Annotated in this window: 22 protein-coding genes and 1 other RNA gene; 10 read left to right on the top strand and 13 right to left on the bottom strand. The window is 50.2% G+C overall.

Going from position 1 to position 22,226, the window contains the following annotated elements; translation table 11 throughout:
- Window positions 1-11: 11 nt before the first annotated feature.
- Window positions 12-1,016, bottom strand: a complete 1,005-nt coding sequence (gene gap / locus HMPREF2606_RS05675; protein ID WP_070712429.1) for a type I glyceraldehyde-3-phosphate dehydrogenase — start codon at window positions 1,014-1,016, stop codon at window positions 12-14.
- A gap of 651 nt (window positions 1,017-1,667) precedes the next feature.
- Here gap and lpxC point away from each other — a divergent pair.
- Window positions 1,668-2,582, top strand: coding sequence for a UDP-3-O-acyl-N-acetylglucosamine deacetylase (lpxC, locus tag HMPREF2606_RS05670; protein ID WP_070712431.1), 915 nt, complete (start codon window positions 1,668-1,670; stop codon window positions 2,580-2,582).
- A 237-nt stretch (window positions 2,583-2,819) separates the two neighbouring features.
- Here lpxC and ggt read toward each other — a convergent pair whose 3' ends face one another.
- Window positions 2,820-4,589: a gamma-glutamyltransferase gene (gene ggt, locus HMPREF2606_RS05665; RefSeq protein ID WP_070843427.1), complete on the bottom strand. Its 1,770-nt coding sequence runs from the start codon at window positions 4,587-4,589 to the stop codon at window positions 2,820-2,822.
- A 482-nt stretch (window positions 4,590-5,071) separates the two neighbouring features.
- On the opposite strand from ggt, the gene gnd reads away from it, so the two are divergent.
- Window positions 5,072-6,520, top strand: a complete 1,449-nt coding sequence (gene gnd, locus HMPREF2606_RS05660; RefSeq protein ID WP_070712434.1) for a decarboxylating NADP(+)-dependent phosphogluconate dehydrogenase — start codon at window positions 5,072-5,074, stop codon at window positions 6,518-6,520.
- Between the two features lie 195 nt (window positions 6,521-6,715).
- Here the strand turns inward: gnd and HMPREF2606_RS05655 are convergent, their stop codons facing one another.
- Window positions 6,716-7,666: a D-2-hydroxyacid dehydrogenase gene (locus HMPREF2606_RS05655; protein WP_070712444.1), complete on the bottom strand. Its 951-nt coding sequence runs from the start codon at window positions 7,664-7,666 to the stop codon at window positions 6,716-6,718.
- Window positions 7,667-7,794: 128 nt separating this feature from the next.
- On the opposite strand from HMPREF2606_RS05655, the gene HMPREF2606_RS05650 reads away from it, so the two are divergent.
- Together HMPREF2606_RS05650 and dinG are read left to right on the top strand one after the other, a co-directional pair.
- Window positions 7,795-8,013: a DUF2061 domain-containing protein gene (locus HMPREF2606_RS05650; protein WP_003686746.1), complete on the top strand. Its 219-nt coding sequence runs from the start codon at window positions 7,795-7,797 to the stop codon at window positions 8,011-8,013.
- A 164-nt stretch (window positions 8,014-8,177) separates the two neighbouring features.
- A complete protein-coding gene (dinG, locus tag HMPREF2606_RS05645) occupies window positions 8,178-10,328 on the top strand; it encodes an ATP-dependent DNA helicase DinG (protein WP_070712446.1) in 2,151 nt (716 codons plus the stop codon).
- 68 nt (window positions 10,329-10,396) lie between these two features.
- On the opposite strand, the gene HMPREF2606_RS05640 is transcribed toward dinG, so the two are convergent.
- A complete protein-coding gene (locus HMPREF2606_RS05640) occupies window positions 10,397-10,852 on the bottom strand; it encodes a GNAT family N-acetyltransferase (protein WP_070712449.1) in 456 nt (151 codons plus the stop codon).
- Window positions 10,853-11,019: 167 nt separating this feature from the next.
- On the opposite strand from HMPREF2606_RS05640, the gene HMPREF2606_RS05635 reads away from it, so the two are divergent.
- A complete protein-coding gene (locus tag HMPREF2606_RS05635) occupies window positions 11,020-11,286 on the top strand; it encodes a DUF3079 domain-containing protein (RefSeq protein WP_003686685.1) in 267 nt (88 codons plus the stop codon).
- An 81-nt stretch (window positions 11,287-11,367) separates the two neighbouring features.
- Here the strand turns inward: HMPREF2606_RS05635 and HMPREF2606_RS05630 are convergent, their stop codons facing one another.
- Entirely contained in the window at window positions 11,368-11,850 is a 483-nt protein-coding gene (locus tag HMPREF2606_RS05630; protein ID WP_070712450.1) for a dihydrofolate reductase, read from the bottom strand.
- A gap of 197 nt (window positions 11,851-12,047) precedes the next feature.
- On the opposite strand from HMPREF2606_RS05630, the gene HMPREF2606_RS05625 reads away from it, so the two are divergent.
- A complete protein-coding gene (locus HMPREF2606_RS05625; protein ID WP_070712451.1) occupies window positions 12,048-12,845 on the top strand; it encodes a factor H-binding protein in 798 nt (265 codons plus the stop codon).
- A gap of 89 nt (window positions 12,846-12,934) precedes the next feature.
- Here HMPREF2606_RS05625 and asd read toward each other — a convergent pair whose 3' ends face one another.
- A complete protein-coding gene (asd, locus tag HMPREF2606_RS05620) occupies window positions 12,935-14,050 on the bottom strand; it encodes an aspartate-semialdehyde dehydrogenase (RefSeq protein WP_004519204.1) in 1,116 nt (371 codons plus the stop codon).
- Between the two features lie 241 nt (window positions 14,051-14,291).
- Here asd and HMPREF2606_RS05615 point away from each other — a divergent pair, with 241 nt between their 5' ends.
- Entirely contained in the window at window positions 14,292-14,864 is a 573-nt protein-coding gene (locus HMPREF2606_RS05615; RefSeq protein WP_070712454.1) for an RDD family protein, read from the top strand.
- 89 nt (window positions 14,865-14,953) lie between these two features.
- The gene (locus HMPREF2606_RS05610) at window positions 14,954-16,276 is read left to right on the top strand and encodes a murein transglycosylase A (protein ID WP_004519206.1); all 1,323 of its coding nucleotides are present in this window, start codon (window positions 14,954-14,956) and stop codon (window positions 16,274-16,276) included.
- A gap of 106 nt (window positions 16,277-16,382) precedes the next feature.
- Here the strand turns inward: HMPREF2606_RS05610 and rnpB are convergent.
- The 7 genes from rnpB to HMPREF2606_RS05575 all read right to left on the bottom strand — a co-directional run bounded on the left by rnpB (window position 16,383) and on the right by HMPREF2606_RS05575 (window position 20,503).
- Window positions 16,383-16,744: RNase P RNA component class A (gene rnpB / locus HMPREF2606_RS05605), an RNA gene on the bottom strand.
- A 53-nt stretch (window positions 16,745-16,797) separates the two neighbouring features.
- Complete coding sequence (locus HMPREF2606_RS05600) at window positions 16,798-17,505, bottom strand: hypothetical protein (RefSeq protein ID WP_070712456.1); 708 nt, start codon at window positions 17,503-17,505, stop codon at window positions 16,798-16,800.
- A gap of 54 nt (window positions 17,506-17,559) precedes the next feature.
- Entirely contained in the window at window positions 17,560-17,793 is a 234-nt protein-coding gene (locus tag HMPREF2606_RS05595) for a methionine-binding protein (protein ID WP_070712458.1), read from the bottom strand.
- Window positions 17,794-17,806: 13 nt separating this feature from the next.
- On the bottom strand, window positions 17,807-18,391 hold the full coding sequence (ruvA, locus tag HMPREF2606_RS05590; protein WP_070712463.1) for a Holliday junction branch migration protein RuvA: 585 nt from the start codon (window positions 18,389-18,391) through the stop codon (window positions 17,807-17,809).
- A gap of 98 nt (window positions 18,392-18,489) precedes the next feature.
- The gene (locus HMPREF2606_RS05585; protein ID WP_070712465.1) at window positions 18,490-19,209 is read right to left on the bottom strand and encodes a septal ring lytic transglycosylase RlpA family protein; all 720 of its coding nucleotides are present in this window, start codon (window positions 19,207-19,209) and stop codon (window positions 18,490-18,492) included.
- A gap of 48 nt (window positions 19,210-19,257) precedes the next feature.
- Entirely contained in the window at window positions 19,258-19,722 is a 465-nt protein-coding gene (gene trmL / locus HMPREF2606_RS05580; RefSeq protein WP_070461542.1) for a tRNA (uridine(34)/cytosine(34)/5-carboxymethylaminomethyluridine(34)-2'-O)-methyltransferase TrmL, read from the bottom strand.
- Window positions 19,723-19,786: 64 nt separating this feature from the next.
- Window positions 19,787-20,503: a ComF family protein gene (locus HMPREF2606_RS05575; protein ID WP_070712467.1), complete on the bottom strand. Its 717-nt coding sequence runs from the start codon at window positions 20,501-20,503 to the stop codon at window positions 19,787-19,789.
- Between HMPREF2606_RS05575 and bioH the strand changes: the two genes are divergently transcribed.
- Window positions 20,502-21,248: a pimeloyl-ACP methyl ester esterase BioH gene (bioH, locus tag HMPREF2606_RS05570; RefSeq protein WP_070712472.1), complete on the top strand. Its 747-nt coding sequence runs from the start codon at window positions 20,502-20,504 to the stop codon at window positions 21,246-21,248. The genes HMPREF2606_RS05575 and bioH overlap by 2 nt on opposite strands.
- Window positions 21,249-21,303: 55 nt before the next feature.
- A complete protein-coding gene (locus tag HMPREF2606_RS05565) occupies window positions 21,304-22,098 on the top strand; it encodes a class I SAM-dependent methyltransferase (RefSeq protein WP_070843426.1) in 795 nt (264 codons plus the stop codon).
- Window positions 22,099-22,226 lie beyond the last annotated feature (128 nt).

Genomic DNA, 22,226 nt, shown 5'->3' with positions numbered 1-22,226 from the left:
CCTGTTATCCTTTAGATTTTACCAGCAAAGAATTCCAAGGTACGAACCAATTGGCAAGTGTAAGACATTTCATTGTCGTACCAAGCAACGGTTTTTACCAATTGTTTGTCGCCAACTGTCATCACGCGGGTTTGAGTCGCATCGAAGAGTGAGCCGTATTCAATACCGATAACGTCGGAAGAAACGATTTGATCTTCAGTGTAGCCATAAGACTCGCTAGCGGCGGCTTTCATGGCTGCATTGATTTCTTCTTTGGTAACAGGGCGTTCGAGAATAGAAACCAGTTCGGTCAAAGAGCCGGTAGCAACAGGAACGCGTTGGGCAGAACCATCAAGCTTGCCGTTCAATTCAGGGATAACCAAGCCGATGGCTTTAGCGGCACCGGTGCTGTTCGGTACGATATTCAAGGCAGCGGCACGGGCGCGGCGGAAGTCGCCTTTACGGTGAGGTGCATCAAGAGTGTTTTGGTCACCGGTATAGGCGTGGATGGTGGTCATCAAGCCTTCGACGATACCGAATTCTTTTTGCAATACCGCAGCCATAGGAGCCAGACAGTTAGTCGTACAAGAAGCGGCAGAGATGACAGTTTCGCTACCATCCAAAATATCTTGGTTTACGCCGTATACAACGGTTTTCACATCATTGCCGCCAGGAGCCGAAATTACAACTTTGCGCGCACCGGCACGGATATGGGCTTCTGCTTTGGTTTTGCTGGTAAAGAAACCGGTACATTCGAGGACGACGTCCACACCCAGCTCACCCCAAGGCAATTCTTCAGGATTAGGATTGGCAAATACTTTGATTTCTTTGTCGTTCACAACAATCGCATCATCTTTCAATTCGGCAGAGCCTTCAAAGCGGCCTTGAGTACTGTCGTATTTAAAGAGGTGCAGCAGCATATCGGCAGGAGTCAAGTCGTTAACAGCAACGACTTCGATACCTTGGGCTTTTTCAATTTGACGCAATGCCAGACGACCGATGCGGCCAAAACCATTAATCGCTACTTTAATACTCATTTTGCTACTCCTATTAGATGGAATGGGAAAAATTTTTCAGTAAGACCATTGTATCCTGAAATAAAATTACTTTCTAGGATTACAGATGATTACTTTTAAGTTGTTTGATTTAAATAAAGAAAACATGAAATTCTTGTTTGTAGAAAAATATCAGGAAAATCGAATCAGACTTAGCTTTTGATATTTTATTTCATAAAAACTATTTTCCAATCTTAAAAGTTTCATAAGTTTATGGAAATCATAAACTTAGTTCTATTTCTTCCGTATTTTGCCATTTTTGTGTTGATAATTCAGTGTTTTCTTCAAATCATAATATTTTAATTTTTAAAATGATGAGTTTGATGAAGAACCAAACTATCTGTGGATAACGGAATAACTTTCTTTAAAACCAATTTGATAATTCCTTTTTATCTTTGAGGCCAACCTCAACTGAATGCCGGAATAAAAAAGGATAGAATCTTAGTTTCCCTATTTATCTATGGATAAAACCCAAATTACCCACTTCAATTTCACATATTTTTGTGGATAATTTAAACATTGAATTTCACCCCCACAAAACATCTATATTGGCAAATACTATTAAAAATGATGGCTTGTTTTTTCCTTTTTAACGTATCATTTGCCCATCAGACTTTTTAAAAGGAAGCAATTATGCTGCAACGGACTTTAGCCAAATCAGTAAGCGTTACCGGCGTTGGCCTGCATTCGGGCGAAAGGGTCGCTCTGACTTTGCATCCTGCTGAAGAAAACAGCGGTATTTCGTTCCGCCGTACTGATTTAAGTGGAGAAATGGGCGAAGTAATCAAATTGAATCCTTATTTGATCAATGATACCCGCCTCTCTTCAACCATCGTTACCGATAAAGGCGTGCGCATCGGCACGATTGAACACATTATGTCGGCTCTGTCTGCCTACGGCATCGACAATGCCTTGATTGAATTGAACGCGCCTGAAATTCCGATTATGGACGGCTCCAGCCTGCCGTTTATTTACCTTTTACAAGATGCAGGCGTGGTGGATCAAAAAGCCCAAAAACGTTTTTTGAGAATCCTCAAACCCATTGAAATCAAAGAAACCGGAAAATGGGTACGCTTTACGCCTTATGACGGCTTTAAAGTTACTTTAACCATCGAATTTGACCATCCCGTATTCAACCGCAGTGCACCTACTTTCGAGATTGATTTTGCAGGAAAATCCTATATCGATGAGATTGCCCGCGCCCGTACCTTCGGCTTTATGCACGAAGTGGAAATGATGCGTGCCCATAATCTCGGACTGGGCGGCAATTTGAACAACGCCATCGTGATTGACGACATGGATGTTTTGAATCCGGAAGGTTTGCGCTATCCCGATGAATTTGTCCGCCACAAAATCCTGGATGCGATTGGTGATTTGTACATTGTCGGCCATCCGATTATCGGCGCATTTGAAGGTTACAAATCAGGCCATGCCATCAATAATGCACTGTTACGTGCCGTTTTGGCAGATGAAAGCGCTTACGAATGGGTTGAGTTTGCCGATGACGAAGACTTGCCCAGCGCTTTTCACGAGTTGCCGGCAGCCTGATAGAAAATAGATAAAACAGTCCAATGAAAAGGCCGTCTGAACCTTTCAGACGGCCTCAATCATGTCCTTTTCCACAAGTAATTATCCACATATTCATTCCTTTTATCTTATTGAAAAATAAAAATATTAAAATTTAACGTTATTCTTATACACATCTTATCCATATATTTTCCCAAACTAAAAGGCCGTCTGAAACGAAACTGTTCAGACGGCCTTTTTCATGTCAAACCGACAATATCAATCGCCCATGACCTTGCCTTCACGGCGCGGGTCGGCACCACCGAGCAAACCGTCTTTGCCGATCACAATGCCTTGTACGCCGGAATTCAAATCGCGGATTTGGACTTTGTAGCCCAGTTTTTCCAATGCTGGCGCTTTATCCGCAGCTGTAGTTTTATCCTCGATTTCATACTGGCTGCCGCGGTTGAGCATATTTGGCAGAGAGATTGCCGCCTGAATGTCCATGCCCCAATCGATATGCGCCACCAGCGTTTTGGCGACGAAACCGATGATGCGACTGCCGCCGGGCGAACCGACCGCCAAATAAGGTTTGCCGTCTTTCATTACAATGGTTGGCGCCATTGAAGAACGCGGCCGCTTGCCGCCAGCCACGCTGTTGGCCACCGTTTTACCGTCCGCGCCGACAGGATTGAAAGCGAAATCGGTCAATTCATTGTTAAGCAGATAGCCGTTTGCCATCAGCCCCGATCCAAACGCGTTTTCAATCGAAGTTGTCATCGACACGACGTTGCCGTCTTTATCCACAACCACCAAATGACTGGTGGACGGCAGCTCTACCGCCATACCCTGTGCGTATGCCTTGCCGAACTGGCCTGCCTGAATATTTTCCAATGCCTTTTCAGCTTTGCGGATTTCTTCGGCGCGCGGTTTCAAATAAGCCTGAGAAATCAGGGCGCGGGTTGGGACGTTCACGAACTTGGGATCGCCGACGTAATAATCGCGGTCGGCAAACGCAATCCGCGACGCATCGCCTATCCAGCGCCAACTGTGGATATTTTCCGCACCCAACGTCTTCATATCTTGATTTTGCAGGACGCCCAAAATCTCGCCCAAAGCAATCGCGCCTGAACTTGGCGCGCCCATGCCGCAGACTTCGTATTCACGATACGGCGCGCAAACCGGTTCGCGCTCGATAACGCGGTAGTTTTTCAAATCCGCCATGCTGATTTTGCCGGGGTTATCCACAGCGCCGGTAACGGCACGGACAATATTCTGCGCCTGCATTCCCTGATAAAACGGCGCGCTGCCTTTTTCCGCCAACAGGCGCACGGAGCGGGCAAATTCAGGGTTTTTCAACACCGTTCCCGCTGTCAAAGGCTTGCCGTCGGGCAGGAAATACGCGGCGGTTTGCGGATAACGTTTCAAAGGCTCCAGATTTTGCTCGATGGATTTCGCCATGCGCGGTGAAACGGTAAAGCCTTGTTCTGCCAAAGCAATCGGTTTGTCAAACAGGCTTGCCCACGGCAATTTGCCGTAACGCTTGTGGACATCTTCCAGCAGCTTCGGAATCCCCGGCACGCCGACCGAACGGCCACCGACCACCGCATTCATAAAGCCCATCGGTTTGCCGTTTTCATCCAAGAAAAGCGCCGGCGTTGCCGCTTTCGGCGCCGTTTCGCGGGCATCAAACGTCGTCAGCTTTTTCGCCTTATTGTCCCAATACACCAGAAACGCGCCACCGCCCAAACCGGAAGACTGCGGTTCGGTCAGACCTAAGGTCGTTTGCATGGCAATCATCGCATCTATCGCGCTGCCGCCGCGTTTCAAAACCTCATATCCCGCCTCGGTTGCCAACGGATTGGCAGACGCCGCCATATAATGCTTGGCACGGATCAATTTCTGTTCGGTCAGCCCCGTCCCTTGTTCCGGCGCATGGTTGTCCACAGATACAGAGGACAGGGCAACTTGAGGCTTTTGAACCGGCTGTTGCGCACAAGCGGCCAAAATCAAAACGGATAACAAATTAATACTAAAGGAAAACTTCATATGCACACCCTTATTGAAATATTTTCAGACGGCCTTTTCCCAGCTTAAATAAAAGGAAATATGAAAATAGCTTGAAATAAAAAACCATTTGACTATTTCTCTAGTCAATCAGTTCCGATTAGAGAAGTATAAAACAAGCTAAGATTGTGCACAGGCAAAAAGTTACCCACAGAATGAAGCAGCAGGAAATTTTTATCCACATCTGCAAACAAGGTCGACCATACTTTATCCTCATCAAAAAATATCAGCTAAGTATTTGAAAAAATTTTGTAATCAAAGTTATCAACAAGCTGTGGCAGCACTCAATATCATCTTCTATTTATTATTTAAAATCTAATTTATAGTTTGTTTTCCCAAAGGCAAAGGCCGTCTGAAACGTAAAGGTATCTTTTCAAAAAATTAAAAAGTTAAGGATTGTTAAAAAGTTGTAAATCAGCTAGAGTTACGCTTGATAAATTTAATCAATAATGGAGTTTCACCAAATGAAAGGCGACATTGGCGTTATCGGCCTTGCCGTGATGGGGCAAAACCTGATTCTCAACATGAACGACAATGGTTTTAAAGTTGTTGCATTCAACCGTACGACCAGCAAAGTAGATGATTTTTTAAACGGCGCAGCCAAAAATACCAATATTATCGGCGCATATTCACTGCAAGATCTGGTTGATAAATTAGAAAAACCACGAAAAATCATGATGATGGTTCGCGCTGGTTCTGTTGTTGACGATTTTATCGAGCAACTCGTTCCGCTTTTGGACGAAGGAGACATCATTATTGACGGCGGCAATGCCAACTATCCTGATTCTACCCGCCGTACACATGAGCTGGCCGCAAAAGGCATCCGCTTTATCGGTGCGGGCGTTTCCGGTGGCGAAGAAGGCGCGCGTCACGGCCCATCTATCATGCCTGGCGGCGACGAAGCCGCATGGCCTGCCGTTAAGCCGATTTTCCAAGCCATCTCCGCCAAAACGCCTCAAGGCGAGCCTTGCTGCGACTGGGTCGGTCGTGACGGCGCGGGCCACTTCGTCAAAATGGTGCACAACGGCATCGAATACGGCGACATGCAGTTGATTTGCGAAGCGTACCAATTCATGAAAGACGGTTTGGGTATGTCTTATGACGAAATGCACCAAATCTTCAACGAGTGGAACAAAACCGAACTGGATTCTTATCTGGTTGAAATTACCGCCGCGATTTTGGGTTACAGAGATGAAAACGGCGAACCTTTGGTCGAAAAAATCCTCGATACCGCAGGTCAAAAAGGTACAGGCAAGTGGACCGGCATCAATGCCCTCGATTTGGGTATCCCGTTGACCCTGATCTCCGAAGCCGTGTTTGCACGTTGCGTTTCTGCGTTCAAAGACCAACGCGTCCAAGCAAACAGCCTGTTTGGCAAAACCATTACCCCGATTGAAGGCGATAAAGCCGCATGGGTGGATGCGTTGCGCCAAGCCCTGTTGGCATCCAAAATTATTTCTTATGCACAAGGCTTTATGCTGATCCGTGAAGCCAGCGAAAACAACGATTGGGCATTGAATTACGGCAATACTGCCCTCTTGTGGCGCGAAGGCTGCATCATCCGCAGCGCGTTCTTGGGCAACATCCGCGACGCATACGAAGCCAATCCTGATTTGGTCTTCTTGGGTTCCGATCCTTATTTCAAAGGCGTATTGGAAACCTGTCTGCCGGCATGGCGTAAAGTGGTGGCCAAAGCGATTGAGTGCGGTATTCCGATGCCTTGCATGGCTTCTGCCATTACCTTCCTTGACGGCTACACTTCCGAGCGTCTGCCAGCCAACCTGCTGCAAGCGCAACGCGACTACTTCGGCGCGCACACTTACGAGCGTACCGACAAACCGCGCGGCGAGTTCTTCCATACCAACTGGACAGGCAAGGGCGGCGATACCGCTTCAACCACATACGATATTTAATTTGCCTGAGCAAACACAAGGCCGTCTGAGTATTTCAGACGGCCTTTTTATAGGGTTATCCACAATAAAGAATGAAACGATTTAACCTATTTGATAGATAACTTTATGAAATAAATAAAGATTAATAAAGGCCGTCTGAATATTTCAGACGGCCTTTAAAATTGTTCACAACCTTATCAACAGGTTTTCCATAGATTAAACCAGATTTTGCGGATTACCGGCCACAAAGCGGTTGATGTTGTCCAAAAGGATGTCAAACAGGCGGTTGGCGGCCTCTTGGCTTGCCCATGCAATGTGTGGCGTGACGATAAGGTTGGGCAGTCGGGCTTTCAGCAGAGGATTGCCGTCGCGCGGTGGCTCTTGTGTCAACACGTCAAAACCTGCACCGCCGATTTGGCCGTATTTCAAGGCTGCAACCAAAGCGGCTTCATCAACCAAGCCGCCGCGTCCGCAGTTGATGAGAATGGCGCCGGGTTTCATTTGCTGCAATTCGGCTTCGCCTATCATGTTGGCCGTTTGCGGCGTGAGTGGGCAATTAAGCGATACGACATCGGCAGAACGGATGGCTTCATCAAAGGAAACATAGCCGTCGCGGACGCTTTGGGCATTTTTATGTTCGGCGAACACGACATTCATTTTGAAAGCCTGAGCATAAGTTGCCAGTGTTTTACCGATATTGCCGCGACCGAAAATAGCCAGCGTTTTACCGTTCAAATCGCGCATCGGTGCGCCGAGGTGGCAGAAAAACGGCGAGTTTTCCCATAAGCCTGCCGCAACATCGCGCTGATAGGCAGGCAGGTTGCGCATCAGGGTAATCATCATCATAAACGCGTGTTCCGCCACGGATTCATTGCCGTAAGCGCGGATATTGCACACTGCCGTGCCGTTTTGTTTGGCAGCCTCAACGTCCACATTATTGACGCCTGTTGCGGTAACGGCAACCAGCTTGAGTTGTGGATTTTCGGCAAATGCTTGGGCGGAAATCACGACTTTGTTGGTAATCACAATGTCCGCACCACGGATGCGCTCCAGCGTTTCGTGCGCTTCGGTTGTGCCGTAGCTGCTCAATGTATGTGGAAAATCAAAATCAAACGGGCGGTTGACGAGGGTATCGCGGTCGAGGACGACAATATGGAGCTGGTTCATAAAATTCCTATCAAAAATAAAATATCGATTTATAAAATCTAAATCAGGATAAGGGATTTAAAATATACGCGTTAGTTGATAATAATTATTATGTAGTGATTAAAACATCAATGTATCAGGAAAACAGCATGATTAAAACCATTACATTTGCTATTTTGCATTTCAGCGTCGCATTTAGTGTCGCCTATATTTTGACCGGCAGTATCGGCGTTTCCAGCGCGGTGGCTTTGGTCGAACCCATCGTTAATACCGTCGTCTTTTATTTTCACGAAAAAGCGTGGAACCGCTACGAGAAAAACAAATCCGACAAGCAAAAATTGTGGGTGCCTCTGCATCAGTGCGGCTAAAGTTTCAGACGGCCTTTTGCTTGATTAAAACTGATTATGCCTTTGCGGTTCGTCCATCGCCATCAAAATGCCAAACCCTAAAATAGAGTAAGACTTTACGAAGGCTTCATGAAGGTAAAAATGCTAAAATACGCTATTCTTGCAAACCCATTCAGACGGCCTCAATGCTCACCGATTTAGAAAAAAACGCCATCCGCGACCATTACCAAAACATCGGCAAAAACCTGCCCGGTTTCCGTCCGCGCGCTTCGCAGCGGGAAATGATTGCGGCAATTGCCAACGCTTTTTCGCGGACGTTGACGCGTGAAGAAGGCGAAGAAGCGCCCAAACGCGAGGGCGAGAGCATTGCCGTGATCGAAGGGCCGACCGGTGTGGGTAAATCGTTGGCCTACCTTTTGGCCGGCGGCATCATGGCGCAAACGCGCGGCAAACGGCTGATTGTCAGCAGTGCGACGGTGGCCTTGCAGGAGCAGTTGGTTGACCGAGATTTGCCGTTTCTGGTCGAAAAAAGCGGTTTGGAGCTGACCTTTGCGCTTGCCAAAGGACGCGGCCGTTATCTTTGCCCCTACAAACTCTATCAACTGACGCAAAACAACGCTCAGCAAAACCTGCTTGGTTTTGAAGCACCGGAAGTGTTGTGGGACAGTAAACCCAAGCCGGAAGAATTAAATCTGCTGCGTGATATTGCCGATGAATTTTCCGCCCGCCGCTTTAATGGCGACCGCGACACTTGGCCGGAAAAAATCGATGACGCGATTTGGCTCAAAGTCACCAACGACCGCCACGGCTGCCTGAAATCCGCCTGTCCTAATCGTCCGGAATGCCCGTTTTATCTGGCGCGCGATGTTTTGGAAACCGTCGATGTCGTCGTTGCCAACCACGATCTTCTGCTTGCCGACATCAGTATGGGCGGCGGCGTGATTCTGCCTGCGCCCGAAAACAGTTTCTATTGCATAGACGAAGCGCACCACCTGCCCAAAAAAGCCCTCAGCCGTTTTGCCGCCGAACATTCATGGAATATTGCCGTTTGGACGCTGGAAAAACTGCCGCAGCTTACCGGCAAAATTGCCGCACTGACCGATAAAGCCGAACTTGCCAACCTCGCCGACGAAGCTGCCACATCCTTGCTCGACAGCCTGCATGAATGGCAGTTTCACTTGGCGGAAGAGCCGTCTTTAAGACTGGGGTCGTCTGAAAACGACAGGCGGAAACACAACGAACCGACTTGGCTGTGGGAAGACGGCAAAATCCCCGAAGGCTTGGAAACCACAGTTTCCAATACGGCCATTGCTGCACGCAGCCTGCTCAAACACGTTGTCGGCCTGAACGATGCGCTTTCCGCCGCACGCCGCGAAAAAGAGCAGGACGGCGCGCTCATCGACCGCCTGACCAGCGAGTTCGGCCTTTTTATCGCCCGTATCGAACAAATCAGCGCGGTTTGGGATTTGCTTTCCACCGTTCCCATTGAAGGCGAAGAGCCGTTGGCGAAATGGATAACCCGCCGTGCCGACGACAAAAACGACTACATTTTCAACGCCAGCCCCATCAGCAGCGCATCCCACCTTGCCAACAGCCTGTGGCGGCGCGCGGCAGGTGCGGTGTTGACTTCGGCCACCCTGCAATCGCTCGGCAGCTTCAACCTGATTTTGCGCCAAACTGGTCTGCTGTGGCTGCCCGAAACCACCACGCTTGCTTTGGAAAGCCCGTTTAATTTCGATACGCAAGGCGAGCTGTATATTCCGCCGGTTCAAGCCAGCCCCAAAGACCCTGATGCGCACACGGCTGCCATTGTCGAGTGGTTGCCGAAGCTGGTTTCGCCGGTTGAAGCCATCGGTACGCTGGTGTTGTTTTCCTCGCGCAAGCAAATGCAGGATGTCGCCTTACGACTGCCTGACGAATACTTACCGCTTCTGCTTGTGCAGGGCGAGTTGCCCAAGGCTGTTCTTTTACAAAGGCACCATCAAGCTATTGCCGAAGGTAAAGCCAGCATTATTTTCGGCCTCGACAGTTTTGCCGAAGGCCTCGACCTGCCCGGTACGGCCTGCGTGCAAGTCATCATTGCCAAGCTGCCGTTTGCGATGCCGGACAACCCCATCGAGAAAACCCAAAACCGCTGGATTGAACAACGCGGCGGCAATCCCTTTATCGAAATCACGGTGCCTGAAGCCAGCATCAAATTGATCCAGGCTGTCGGCCGCCTTATCCGTACCGAACAGGATTACGGCCGCGTGACCATCCTCGACAACCGCGTCAAAACGCAACGCTACGGCCAGCAATTATTGGCCTGTCTGCCGCCGTTTAAGCGGATAGGGTAGTTGTGGATAATTCAAAGGCAAAGGCCGTCTGAAACCAAATGTTCAGACGGCCCTTTATTCTTTTCAAGCTATAAATCCAATTTCATGACGGATACGGTTTCCCCGTTGTGCCAAGTCTGGGTGATTTCTTTCCAGCCGAACTTTTCATACACGGCCTGCACATCCGGCGTATAGAGAAACAGATGCGGCAAACCCAGTTCGCGTGCTTTATCCAGGCAAAACGAAACCAGCTGCCTGCCCACGCCCAAACCGCGAAACTGCGGCAAAACGAACACATCGCCCAGCCAATATTCGTGTTCGGGAAAACACGCCATATCAAACCGCTTCAATGCCGCCGAACCTATCAGCTGCCCTTCGTTATCCACAGCCGCAAACGCCAGCGGCAAGTTATCCCCATTGATGCACTGCGCGTAATACGCACGGATTTTGTCCAGAGACGACCACGGCGCAAAATCGTGCCATTCCTCAAACAGCGCGAGGGCTAAAGGCTCGACAAACTCAGGCTTCAGACGGCATATGTTCATATTTGGTCCTCTTGTTGTACGGCATAGGGATTATTTTTACAGTATAGGCCGTCTGAAAGGTTAACACATCTTAAAAAATCAGCGTAAAACACGATAAACCCGCCGCCAGCCCCATTCAAATCACTTATAATTCTGCCCGTACCGCACACAAACAAAAGAAGAACATCATGGCCAAGAAATTTCCCATTTTCCCGAAAAATCCCGAGCGTATCTGCTGGGGTTGCGACAAATACTGCAAAGAAGACGATTTGCAATGCGGCAACGGTTGCGAACGAATCCAACACCCCATCGAGTTGGACGGCCGCGACTGGTATAAAAAAGGCGACTGGAGCAATTTGTTGAGCGAAGAGCAGCAAATCGAACTTGGACTGAAAGAAGCGCCCAAACCGGCCAAACCGCATATCAAGCTGCCTTTGAAAAACAAAACGGCTTAAACGGAATGCCGTAAACAAACGAAATAAAAGGCCGTCTGAAACCTGAAAAACAGGGTTTCAGACGGCCTTTGCATTGTCGGATTATGCCTTCACATAATGCACAAACGCGTATTCGATGCCTTTGGCGGAAACATGGTTTTCCCGAGAGACTTCTTGCCATGTTTCTGTGGAAAACTCAGGAAAAAACGCATCGCCGTCCACATCCAAACCGACTTCGGTCAAACGCAAATCCGTGGCAATCGGCAGGACTTGTGCATAAATTTGCGCGCCGCCCATGATGATGACTTCTTCAACCCCCTGACACAAAGCCAGCGCATCTTCCAAAGAAGCCGCCGTTTGCGCGCCCTCAGCCTGATAATCTTGGCGGGAGATGACGATATTTTGACGGCCGGGAAGTGGCTTGCGTGGCAGCGATTCCCATGTTTTGCGGCCCATAATGACGGGTTTGCCGGTGGTGTAGGATTTGAAAAAGGCAAAATCCTCGGGCAAATGCCAAGGCATGGTGTTGTTGATGCCGATACAGCGGCGGGCGGCGTAGGCGGCGATAAGGGTGATTTTCGGCATGATGAAATCCGTTTGCAAAATAAAATGATTATAGCGGAAGGGAGGAGGGAAGGACTGAATGCCCGATATTCTAAAAATGTTTCAATATTTATAAAATCAATATTCAAAATACTTAATTTTGACAAAAATCATTTATTGTTCATTTTTTTAGGTATATGATAAATATCATATCAAATAAAAAAGGAAAGGAAAAAATGATGAGAACCCTCCGCATTTCTGCTTTGACTGCTTCCCTGTCTTTGATGTTGGCTGCCTGCGGCGGCGCAACAAGTGGCTTGTCGAATGCCGTTACCGAGCCGCTCAATCCGCATCCGAAAGGCGTGTTGTCCGTTGAATTGAACGAATCCGTCCCTGAAAACGGTACGTTGGAGCTGACGGCCAACGGTAAACCGCAAACCCTGCAAAAAGGCGACAAACTCGATACCGGCTTTTTGAAAACCGATAAAGTATCCTCTTACGACTACGCCCAAAAAATCAAGGTAAACGGCCAAGTCATCACTTTGGAAACCGGCGACTTCCAAGTGTATAAACAAAATTATTCCACTGTTGCCGCGCGTTACGCCAAACAAAAAGCCGATGACGCAGGCAAGCTGCAAAACCTCGATATATACACATTCACCGTCGGCGAAGTCCAAGGCGATGAAACCGCTTACCGCAATTTGCCCAAACAAGGCAGCTATCAGTATTCGGGCATTGCGTTTAACGGCGATGACCGCAGCGGCCGTCTGAAATACACCGTTGATTTCGATAAAAAACAAGGTTACGGCAAAATCAGCAGCATGGCTTCCCACAATAATGTCGATCTGCTTGCCGCAGGTATTGCCAATAACAATGGCAAAGCCGCCATCAGCGGTAAAACCAGTTTGAGTGGTGTCGAAAACGGCCGTTATGATTTGAAACTCTTCGGCCCGCAGGCTGAAGAAATTGCCGGTAAGGCGCAAATCAAAGTTGGCGACTCTACCAAAGAAATCGGTTTGGCCGGTAAGAAAGAATAGGAAATAAGGCCGTCTGAACATTTCAGACGGCCTTATTGTGACAAAAAAAGCAACGGCTCAAACCGTTGCTTTTTTCATGCCAACCTAAATTACAGGCTGCCCAAGATAATGCGCAATACGCGGCGCAACGGTTCGGCAGCGCCCCACAAGAGTTGGTCGCCGACAGTGAACGCGCTGATGTATTCGCCGCCCATCTCCAGTTTGCGGATACGGCCGACAGGAACAGACAGCGTGCCGGTAACTTTGGCAGGAGTCAGCTCGTGAATGCTGGCTTCTTTTTCGTTGGGGATAACTTTCACCCAGTCGTTTGCGCCTGCCAAAATGGCTTCGATTTCAGAAACAGGCAGGTCTTTTTTCAGCTTCAGGGTGAGGGCTTGGCTGTGGCAGCGCATAGAGCCGATGCGTACGCACAAGCCGTCGATTACGGTCGGATTGTCGCTGCGGCCGAGGATTTTGTTGGTTTCTACGCCGCCCTTCCATTCTTCTTTGGACTGGCCGTTGCCCAAGTCCACGTCAATCCACGGAATCAGGCTGCCGGCGAGCGGTACGCCGAAGTTGGCTTTCGGATAGTCTTCGCTGCGCAGGAAATCGGACACTTTGCGGTCGATGTCGAGAATCGCGCTGGAAGGATCGGCAAGCTCGTCTGCCACTTTGGCGTGAATCGCGCCCATGCCGTTGATGAGTTCGCGCATGTTTTTCGCACCCGCGCCGGAAGCGGCTTGATAGGTCATGCTGGTTGCCCATTCGACCAAATCGTTTTGGAACAAACCGCCCAAAGCCATCAACATCAGGGAAACGGTACAGTTGCCGCCGATGTAGTTTTTCACGCCGTTTTTGAGGCCGTTGTCGATGACGTTGCGGTTGACAGGGTCGAGGACGATAATCGCGTCGTCTTTCATGCGCAGGGAAGAAGCCGCGTCAACCCAGTAGCCGTTCCAGCCGCTGTCGCGCAGGGGTTGGAAGACGGATTTGGTGTAATCGCCACCCTGACAAGTAACGATGATGTCCATTTTTGCCAATTCGGCAACATCGTTGGCATCCAACAATGTTTTGGCTGCCTGACCGAAATCAGGGGCATCGCCGCCGACGTTGGAAGTGGTAAAGAAAAATGCTTCGGGAATGTGGGCGAAGTCGTTTTCTTCTTTCATACGCTGCATCAAAACAGAGCCGACCATACCGCGCCAGCCGACAAAACCTACTTTCATGTGTTACTCCTTACAAAGAAAATCCGGATAAGTTTATAGTGCATTAACAAAAATCGGAACGGCATCGCCTGCCGTTTTGTTCAGACTTTTGTTAACCCACTATAAAAAAGGGGAAAACAAACGTTTTAACGCCGTCTGCGGAAAATGTAAAGGTTTTTATCGAAATTTTTTAGAATGATGGAAAAATAGGTTAAGATGGCAATGAAATTGCATCTCATTAAATAGCACAGAGGAAGATTAAATGAGCGAAATCAATTTGTCGGATTTGCCTAAAACAGAAATAGTAGATGTCCATATTGCTTCGCCGGGGGCGAGGGTTGCGGCATATTTGTTGAATAATCTGTTTACTTTTTTGATATGGGTACCATTCATTGTGATGGTAGTTTTCACTTTAGATGAAAGCAAAAAATTAGTTTCGGAATCTTCTCTTTTTAATACCCCTGAATATTTTGCCATAACATTTTTTATTTCTTTGGCTGTTTATTTGGTTTTTGGTATTGTCCAACTGTATTACATGAGCCGGGACGGTCAGTCTTTAGGTAAAAAAATTATGGGCATCCGGGTGTTAAAAAATGACGGAAGCAATCCGGGCTTTGAAGGAACGGTTTTAATCCGCGAAGTTGTCTGGGCGCTTGCTGTTGGTGTTGTGGTAACTATTGTATCGTTGGCAATAAGTGACACGGGTGGAAACCTGATTTCTCTGCTTATAGCCTTCATTAACTTCATCATGCTCTTCTCCGTCAAACGCGACCGCCGCACGCTCTACGATATGCTGGCCGATACGGTTGTCGTCAAATTGCCGCCGCGCCGATAAATGGCTTTTTTGTGTTAAAATCAGCACTTTCCAATATAGGCCGTCTGAAAAATAGCTTTCAGACGGCCTTTCGACACGCTATTGATTCCATGAAAAAACATCTGTACCGCATCACGCTCGTCAGTATTGCCGCAGCCATTCTTGCCGCCTGTCCGAGCAAAAGCATTAAAAACCTCCCCGAAACCGACACCAGCGTTATCAAAGGCCCTGACCGCCCCACCGGTACGCCCGATCCCATCGGTACGACAGTGAGTGGGGGAGGAGCAAACTATACCGTAGTTTCCTACAACGAATTGCCGCACTGGGATCTCCAACACTTTACCAAAAGCCTGCAGTCTTTCCGTTTAGGCTGTGAAAAACTTAAAAACCGCCAAGGCTGGCAGGACGTTTGTATCCAAGCCATGCAAACACCGGTGCACCATTTCCAAGCCAAACACTTCTTTGAACGCTATTTCACCGCATGGCGCGTCGATAACGGCGGCAATCCTGCCGGCACCATTACCGGCTATTACGAACCGGTCCTGCACGGCGACGACAAAGCCACAAGCCAATCCCGTTTCCCGATTTACGGCATTCCGAACGATTTTGTTTCCGTTCCGCTGGCTGCAAACTTGAGGGGCAGCAAAGCCACCGTCCGCATCCGCCAAACCGGCCCAAACAGCGGCGTCATCGACAACAGCGGCACATACACGGCCGACTTGTCCAGATTCCCGATTACAGCACGCAGCACTGCGCTGAAAGGCCGTTTTGAAGGCAGCCGTTTTGTTCCTTACCACACCCGCAGCCAAATCAACGGCGGCGCGCTTAACGGCAAAGCGCCGATTTTGGGTTATGCAGATGATCCGGTCGAACTTTTCTTTATGCACATTCAAGGTTCAGGCCGTCTGAAAACACCGTCCGGCAAATACATCCGCGTCGGATTTGCCGATAAAAACGAACATCCGTATGTTTCCATCGGCCGCTATATGGCGGACAAAGGCTATCTGCCGCTGGGTCAGACCAGCATGCAGGGCATCAAGGCCTATATGAAGCAAAACCCCGGCCGTCTTGCCGAAGTTTTGGGACAAAACCCAAGCTACGTCTTCTTCCGCGAGCTGACCGGCAGCAGTGATTCAGGCCCGGTGGGCGCATTGGGTACGCCGTTGATGGGCGAATACGCCGGTGCCATCGACCGTCACTACATCACGCTTGGCGCACCATTATTTGTCGCCACTGCCCATCCGATCACCAAAAAAGCCCTCAACCGCTTAATTATGGCGCAAGATACCGGCAGCGCGATTAAAGGCGCAGTCCGTGTGGATTATTTCTGGGGCTATGGCGACGAAGCAGGCGAAGTGGCCGGTAAAATGAAAACCACCGGCTATGTATGGCAGCTCCTGCCCAACGGCATGAAACCGGAATACCGTCCATAAACAGCGGTTTAAAAAAGGCCGTCTGAAACCAAGATTCAGGTTTCAGACGGCCTTTTTATTTCTATAAAAATGCGGCAGGTTTTAAAAACCTGCCGCGGTATGGGGACATACAGCTCGGACGGTAAGCCGGGTTCTGTCGCGGACAGTCATTCCTCTAGGCACATCATTGCTGGTGTGCTCAAGCAACCTACCCGAGCGCTCGGCGAGCAGCGTCATCGCGTTCTGTTTGGTCTTGCTCCGAATGGGGTTTAGCCTGCTGCGCTTTGTTACCAAATGCACGGTGCGCTCTTACCGCACCTTTTCACCCTTACCTGTTTTGCCCGAAGGCAATCATCGGCGGTATTGCTTTCTGTTCCACTTTCCGTCGCGTTGCCGCGCCCGGCCGTTAGCCGGCATTCTGCTCTGTGGAGCCCGGACTTTCCTCCCCGTATGCCTTACGCGATACGCGGCGACTGTCTGTCCGACCTGTATGAGGTGCGGATTATAACACAGCCGCCATAGGGTTCAGACGGCCTAAATATTTATTTTTTCTTTTTAAATGCTATTTCGGTCAAACCCAATTCCTGTGCTTTTTTGCGGACTGCGGATTCGGGCATTTCGCGTGCCAGGCGGCTGGTGCAGTATTCAGTCATGGTGGTGGCGCAGGCTTTGAAGTTGCCGGTAAAGTCGCTGGCGGCACTCAAAAACGGGATGAGGCGGCCGGCCATGATTTCTTCGGCCGGTGCGTCTGTTTGGGCGGATACGCGTCCGGACTCGACCGCCGAGAAGATTTGTTCGGTAAAGCGTCGGGCGAAGTTTGCTTCTGTTTGGCAGTCTTGGAATGCAGTGTTTTCATGTTGGCAGACAAGGGTAACTTCGCCTTGAGCTTCTTGCAGCGGTTCGGCCAAATCGAGTTTGAGGGTTTGCTTGTCGGTTTGCAGCCAGGCGGTGCGGCCTTGGGTTTTGATGATTTTGCCGTAAACGCCGATGGCATCGTTTTTAGGGATGTTTTTCTGTTCGGCAAGTTGCTGGGCTGAGAATAAGGGGGCTTGTTCGGCAAATGCGCCGCCGGTTTCGTGTTTGAAGTAGGCGGCGAGGTCTTGTTTGATGAGGGCTTGGGTCAGTAGTTTTTCGCCTTCGGTCAGGCGGTGTGCGAAGCCGTGTGTTTTGGGGGCGGATGCGGCATCCGTGGTCTTGGTGTCCGGCGTGCAGGCGCTCAGGAGTAAAAGCAGGGGAAGGATGTATTTCATGGTTGGTCTCTCAACAGGCCGTCTGAACCTATGGTTTCAAACGGTCAGCATTGTTTATCGATAACGATAAACCCGGCGGGGATAAACGGGATAGGCCGGGTAATTGCGGACGGGTTCGCTGTCTTGATAGATGACGGTCGTCCCGGGCGGGGCGTTGATGGTCACGGTTTTGTTGACGGTGGTTTGCGAGTGGACGGGCAGGTCTAAGACGGCGGTGCGCCCGTACGGAGTCTCGGTATAGACGCATGCGCTTAGAAGCAAGGCGGCACTCAGGACGGCGGTTTTCATGTTTCAGACGGCCTTATTTGAGCAGGTTTTTTAAGGCCAGGCGCACGCCTTCGCCGACTTCCGTGCCCTTGGGAATGCCTTTGGTGGCAGCTTTGGCTTCGCGTTCGTTGTAGCCGAGGGCAAGCAGGGTGTTGATGATGTCTTGGCTTTCGTCGGCAACGGTATCAGGGGCAAACAGGCCGTCTGAAACGGTATGGGATACGAGTTTGCCGCGCAGTTCCAACACCATGCGTTCGGCGGTTTTTTTGCCGATGCCGGGGGCGGAAGAGAGACGTTTGACGTCTTCTTCGGCGACGGCTTGCGCCAGCTCGTCGGCATTCATGGCCGACAAAATGCCCAATGCGGTTTTGGCACCAATGCCGCTGACTTTGACCAGTTGGCGGAAGGTGGCGCGTTCCTCGGTTGAGGCGAATCCAAACAGCAAATGTGCGTCTTCGCGGACAACAAGCTGGGTGTAAAGATGGACGGTTTCGCCAACGGGGGGCAGGTTGTAGAAAGTCTGCATGGAAACGTCGGCTTCATAACCCACGCCGTTGACGTCGATAACGACCTGCGGCGGATTTTTCTCAATCAATTTGCCTGTGAGCCTGCTGATCATGGTATTCCCCTGTGATTAAAAAAGGCCGTCTGAAACCTTGCAATCGGGTTTCAGACGGCCTTGTATTGTATCAAACTTCAGCGGTAACGCGGACGAAATCAGATGGCGGATGCTAGGTTCAGATGACGGGCGCGTTCGCCTGCTTCGGCGGCACGTTCTTGGCTGCTGAACGGACCCATTTTGACAACGTATTCGTAGTTGCGTTTTTCCAGCATGACTTTGCTGTCTGACGGCAGGCTTTGTGCGGCTTGGTTCAGATAAGCCTGTGCTTCGCGTTGGGTACCGAAGGATTTCAAATCAACAAAAAATTCTTTGTTGTTTGGGGAAACAATGGTTTGAGCGGCGGTTTGGCCGGGGATGATTTGTTCAACTTTGACGTTGGCTGTGCCTTGGTTGATGAAACCCAATTGTTGGGCGGCGGCTTTGGAAACATCGATGACGCGGTTGCCGTGGAAAGGGCCGCGGTCGTTGACACGGACGATGACACTTTTGCCGGTTTGCATATTGGTCACACGTGCGTAGCTGGGAATAGGGAGGGTTTTGTGGGCGGCGGAGAGGGCGTTCATATTGTAACGCTCGCCGCTGGAAGTTTTACGGCCGTGGAATTGGCTACCGTACCATGAGGCTTTGCCGGTTTGGCTGAAAGAGGAAACTTTGGTCAGCGGCGTGTAGCGTTTGCCGGCAACTTTGTAACTGCGGTTGGCAGAAGGATGCAGTTTTTCGACTCGGACCACGCTGTCGGCGACGGCGGCATTGATGGAAAGGACGCCGATGGTGGCGGCGGCTAAGGAAAGGAGGGTTTTTTTGGTAAAAGTCAAAACGGGTTCCGTTCTTGAGTTGATAACGCAGCGGTTTCAGACGGCCTGTTATACGCCGCCTGCGAAACCGTTTTGTCGCCATGCTTCAAACAGAATAACGGCGACGGTATTGGAAAGATTCATGCTCCTGCTGTCGGGCATCATCGGCAGGCGGATTTTTTGTCCGGCAGGCAGGCTGTCGAGAACTTCGGCAGGCAGGCCGCGCGTTTCGGGACCAAACAGCAACACGTCGCCTTCGCGGAAGGAAACTTCGTCGGGTCGGGTAGAACCTTTGGTGGTCAGCGCGAAAATGCGACGGCCTTCAAGGGCCTTGAGGCAATCATCGAAATTTTCATGTACCGTCAGTTTGGCAAACTCGTGATAATCCAAGCCCGCGCGTTTCATTTTGGACGAATCCAGCGGAAACCCAAGCGGCTTGACCAAGTGCAAATCGGCACCGGTATTGGCGCACAGGCGGATGATATTGCCCGTATTGGGCGGGATTTCGGGTTGGTACAAAACTATGGTAAACATATAAATCAATCACTTATAGAGTGGCATAATGCCGAAATGTTCCATGGGTGTCAAAAACTTTAAGCTATTTTTTCATTGGCGGACGCGCCAAACTCCAGCAAAAAATCTTACCTGCGCCTGATTTTTTCAGCGTTTTCGCCAATTCGTTTAAAGTCGAACCGGTGGTAAAGACATCATCAATTAACAGAATATTACACGCCTTCGGCAATTCAGTTTTGATTTTAAATGCATTCTTGATATTTCGCCGACGTTCGTCGCTTTTCAGCGTACTTTGCGGCTCGCCGTGCCGTCTGAAAACCGCGTGGCGCGGCAGCAGCGTCCAGCCGTAGCGTTTTGCCAAAATATCCGTCAACACCTCGCTTTGGTTGAATCCGCGCTTGAGCCGCCGCTCTTTGCTCAAAGGCATGGGCAGGACGAAATCGAAGTGTTCCGTCGTTAGCCAGTCCGGTGCGTTTTGGCCCATCAAATCCGCCAACGGCCGGCTCATGCCCAAATCGGCCAAGTGTTTCAGCTCGCGTATCATGCTGCTGACGGGTGGTTCGTAATACAGCGAGGCCCACATTCTATCAAATGCGGGCGGCTTTTTCTGACAACTGCCGCACACTGCCCCGCCTGCGACATGGCGGAAACACAAAGGGCAGCTTTGTGCCGCGTCGATAAAATATTCCGTCAAATCGTTTGCGCAGCCTCGGCAAAGGCCGTCTGAAACGGAATCGTGGCATAATACGCAACGTCGCGCATTGAGCTGTTTCAAACTGCGCCACCAAGAAAGAACATTCATGCCACACTCCGCCAAAAAAGTTTATCTGATACACGGTTGGGCGGCGAACCGCCATGTATTCGACGATTTGATACCGCGCCTGCCTGCCGGTTGGGACGTCCGCGCGCTTGATTTGCCCGGACACGGCGATGCGCCTTTTACCGAACCGTTTGATATTGCCGCCGTTGCCGAAACCTTTGCCGGACAAATCGACACGCCGGCACACATTCTTGGCTGGTCGCTGGGTGGATTGGTTGCCCTGTATTTGACCGCGCTTTATCCCGACAAAATCCAATCGCTATGCCTGACGGCAAGTTTTGCCCGATTGACTGCCGACACGGATTATCCAGAAGGCTTGGCACAACCTGCCTTGGGCAAGATGGTCGGCGCATTTCAGCTGGATTATGCCAAACATATTAAACAGTTTCTACAACTGCAACTGCTGCACACGCCGCATTCGGGCGAAATCTTAAACCGGGTGTTACCTGATTTGGCGCGCTGCGGCACGCCTTCCGCCTTACAGGCCGCGCTTGAAGCGGTCAACCATGCCGACGCGCGTCCGCTGTTGCCGCTTATTCAAACGCCGTCACTGCTGGTGTTTGGACAGAAAGATGCCATCACGCCGCCGCGCATGGGCGAATATTTACACCGCCATTTGAGCGACAGCGAGCTGGTCCTTATCGACAAAGCCGCACACGCGCCCTTTTTAAGCCATGCCGACGAATTTGCCGAAATTTACCGCAATTTTGTCGAAAAGGCCGTCTGAAACAGACTTAAACCATAAAAACATTGCCGGGCAAAGCCCGCTGACACGACCCACCATGACCGAACAAGACAAACGCTGGCAGATTCACCGCCATCTCGCCCAAGACACCGACGAGCGCCTGCAGCTGGTCCGCAATGCACCCAAACGCATCATGCTGATTGGTGCCGATGCCGACATCAGCCGCAGCCTGCTGGCCGCGCGTTATCCCGACGCTGTGTTTGAAGAATACGATCCGAATGCCGATTTTTTGAAAACCGCCGCCGCCGCGCGCAAAGGCGGTTTCTGGCAGAAGCTGACCGGCAAAACCATTCCGCAGCATTGCCAAGCCCTGACTGTGCCGCTGCCCGAAGCATCCGCCGATATGTTGTGGGCCAACCTCAGCCTCAGCCGCGCCGACGATATTTTGCCGGTATTGAAAAACTGGGCCGCTGCCTTGAAAACCGACGGATTATTGTTTTTTACCCACTTTGGCCGCGACAGCCTGAGCGAGCTGACAGGCCGTCTGAACCATGAAGGCATCGAATGCGAAGCGCCCACGCTGATTGATATGCACGACTTGGGCGATATGCTCGCCGACAACGGCTTTTACGATCCGGTGACCGACACGGCTAAGCTTGAGTTGAGCTATAAAAAAGCCGGGACGTTTTGGCAGGACATGGAAACCTTGGGATTGTGGAATGCGTTGAAGTTCAGCAATCCGCAAGCGGCAAAGGAATGTGTGGATAAGATTTTTGCCAACGAAGGCCGTCTGAACATCACGCTTGAAACCGTGTACGGCCATGCCGTGAAGAAATTGGTGTTGCCGCAAGGGGAGAATGTGGTGCAGTTTTTCCCGAAACGGCAGGGCTAGTTTGGTTGCCGTTTCCGGTAGGGTTTACATTGCGATTGTGTGTTGTCGAATGCGGTTTGGCGTTTGTATCGATTGCCTACGCTGTTTAATATGTATGAAAAAGGCCGTCTGAAAAGTTTTCAGACGGC

Source organism: Neisseria sp. HMSC070H10 (assembly GCF_001837635.1).
GTDB classification, from domain to species: Bacteria; Pseudomonadota; Gammaproteobacteria; order Burkholderiales; family Neisseriaceae; genus Neisseria; species Neisseria subflava_A.
Note: the sequence above shows the minus strand (reverse complement) of the source record. Positions and strands in the feature narration are given on the sequence as shown.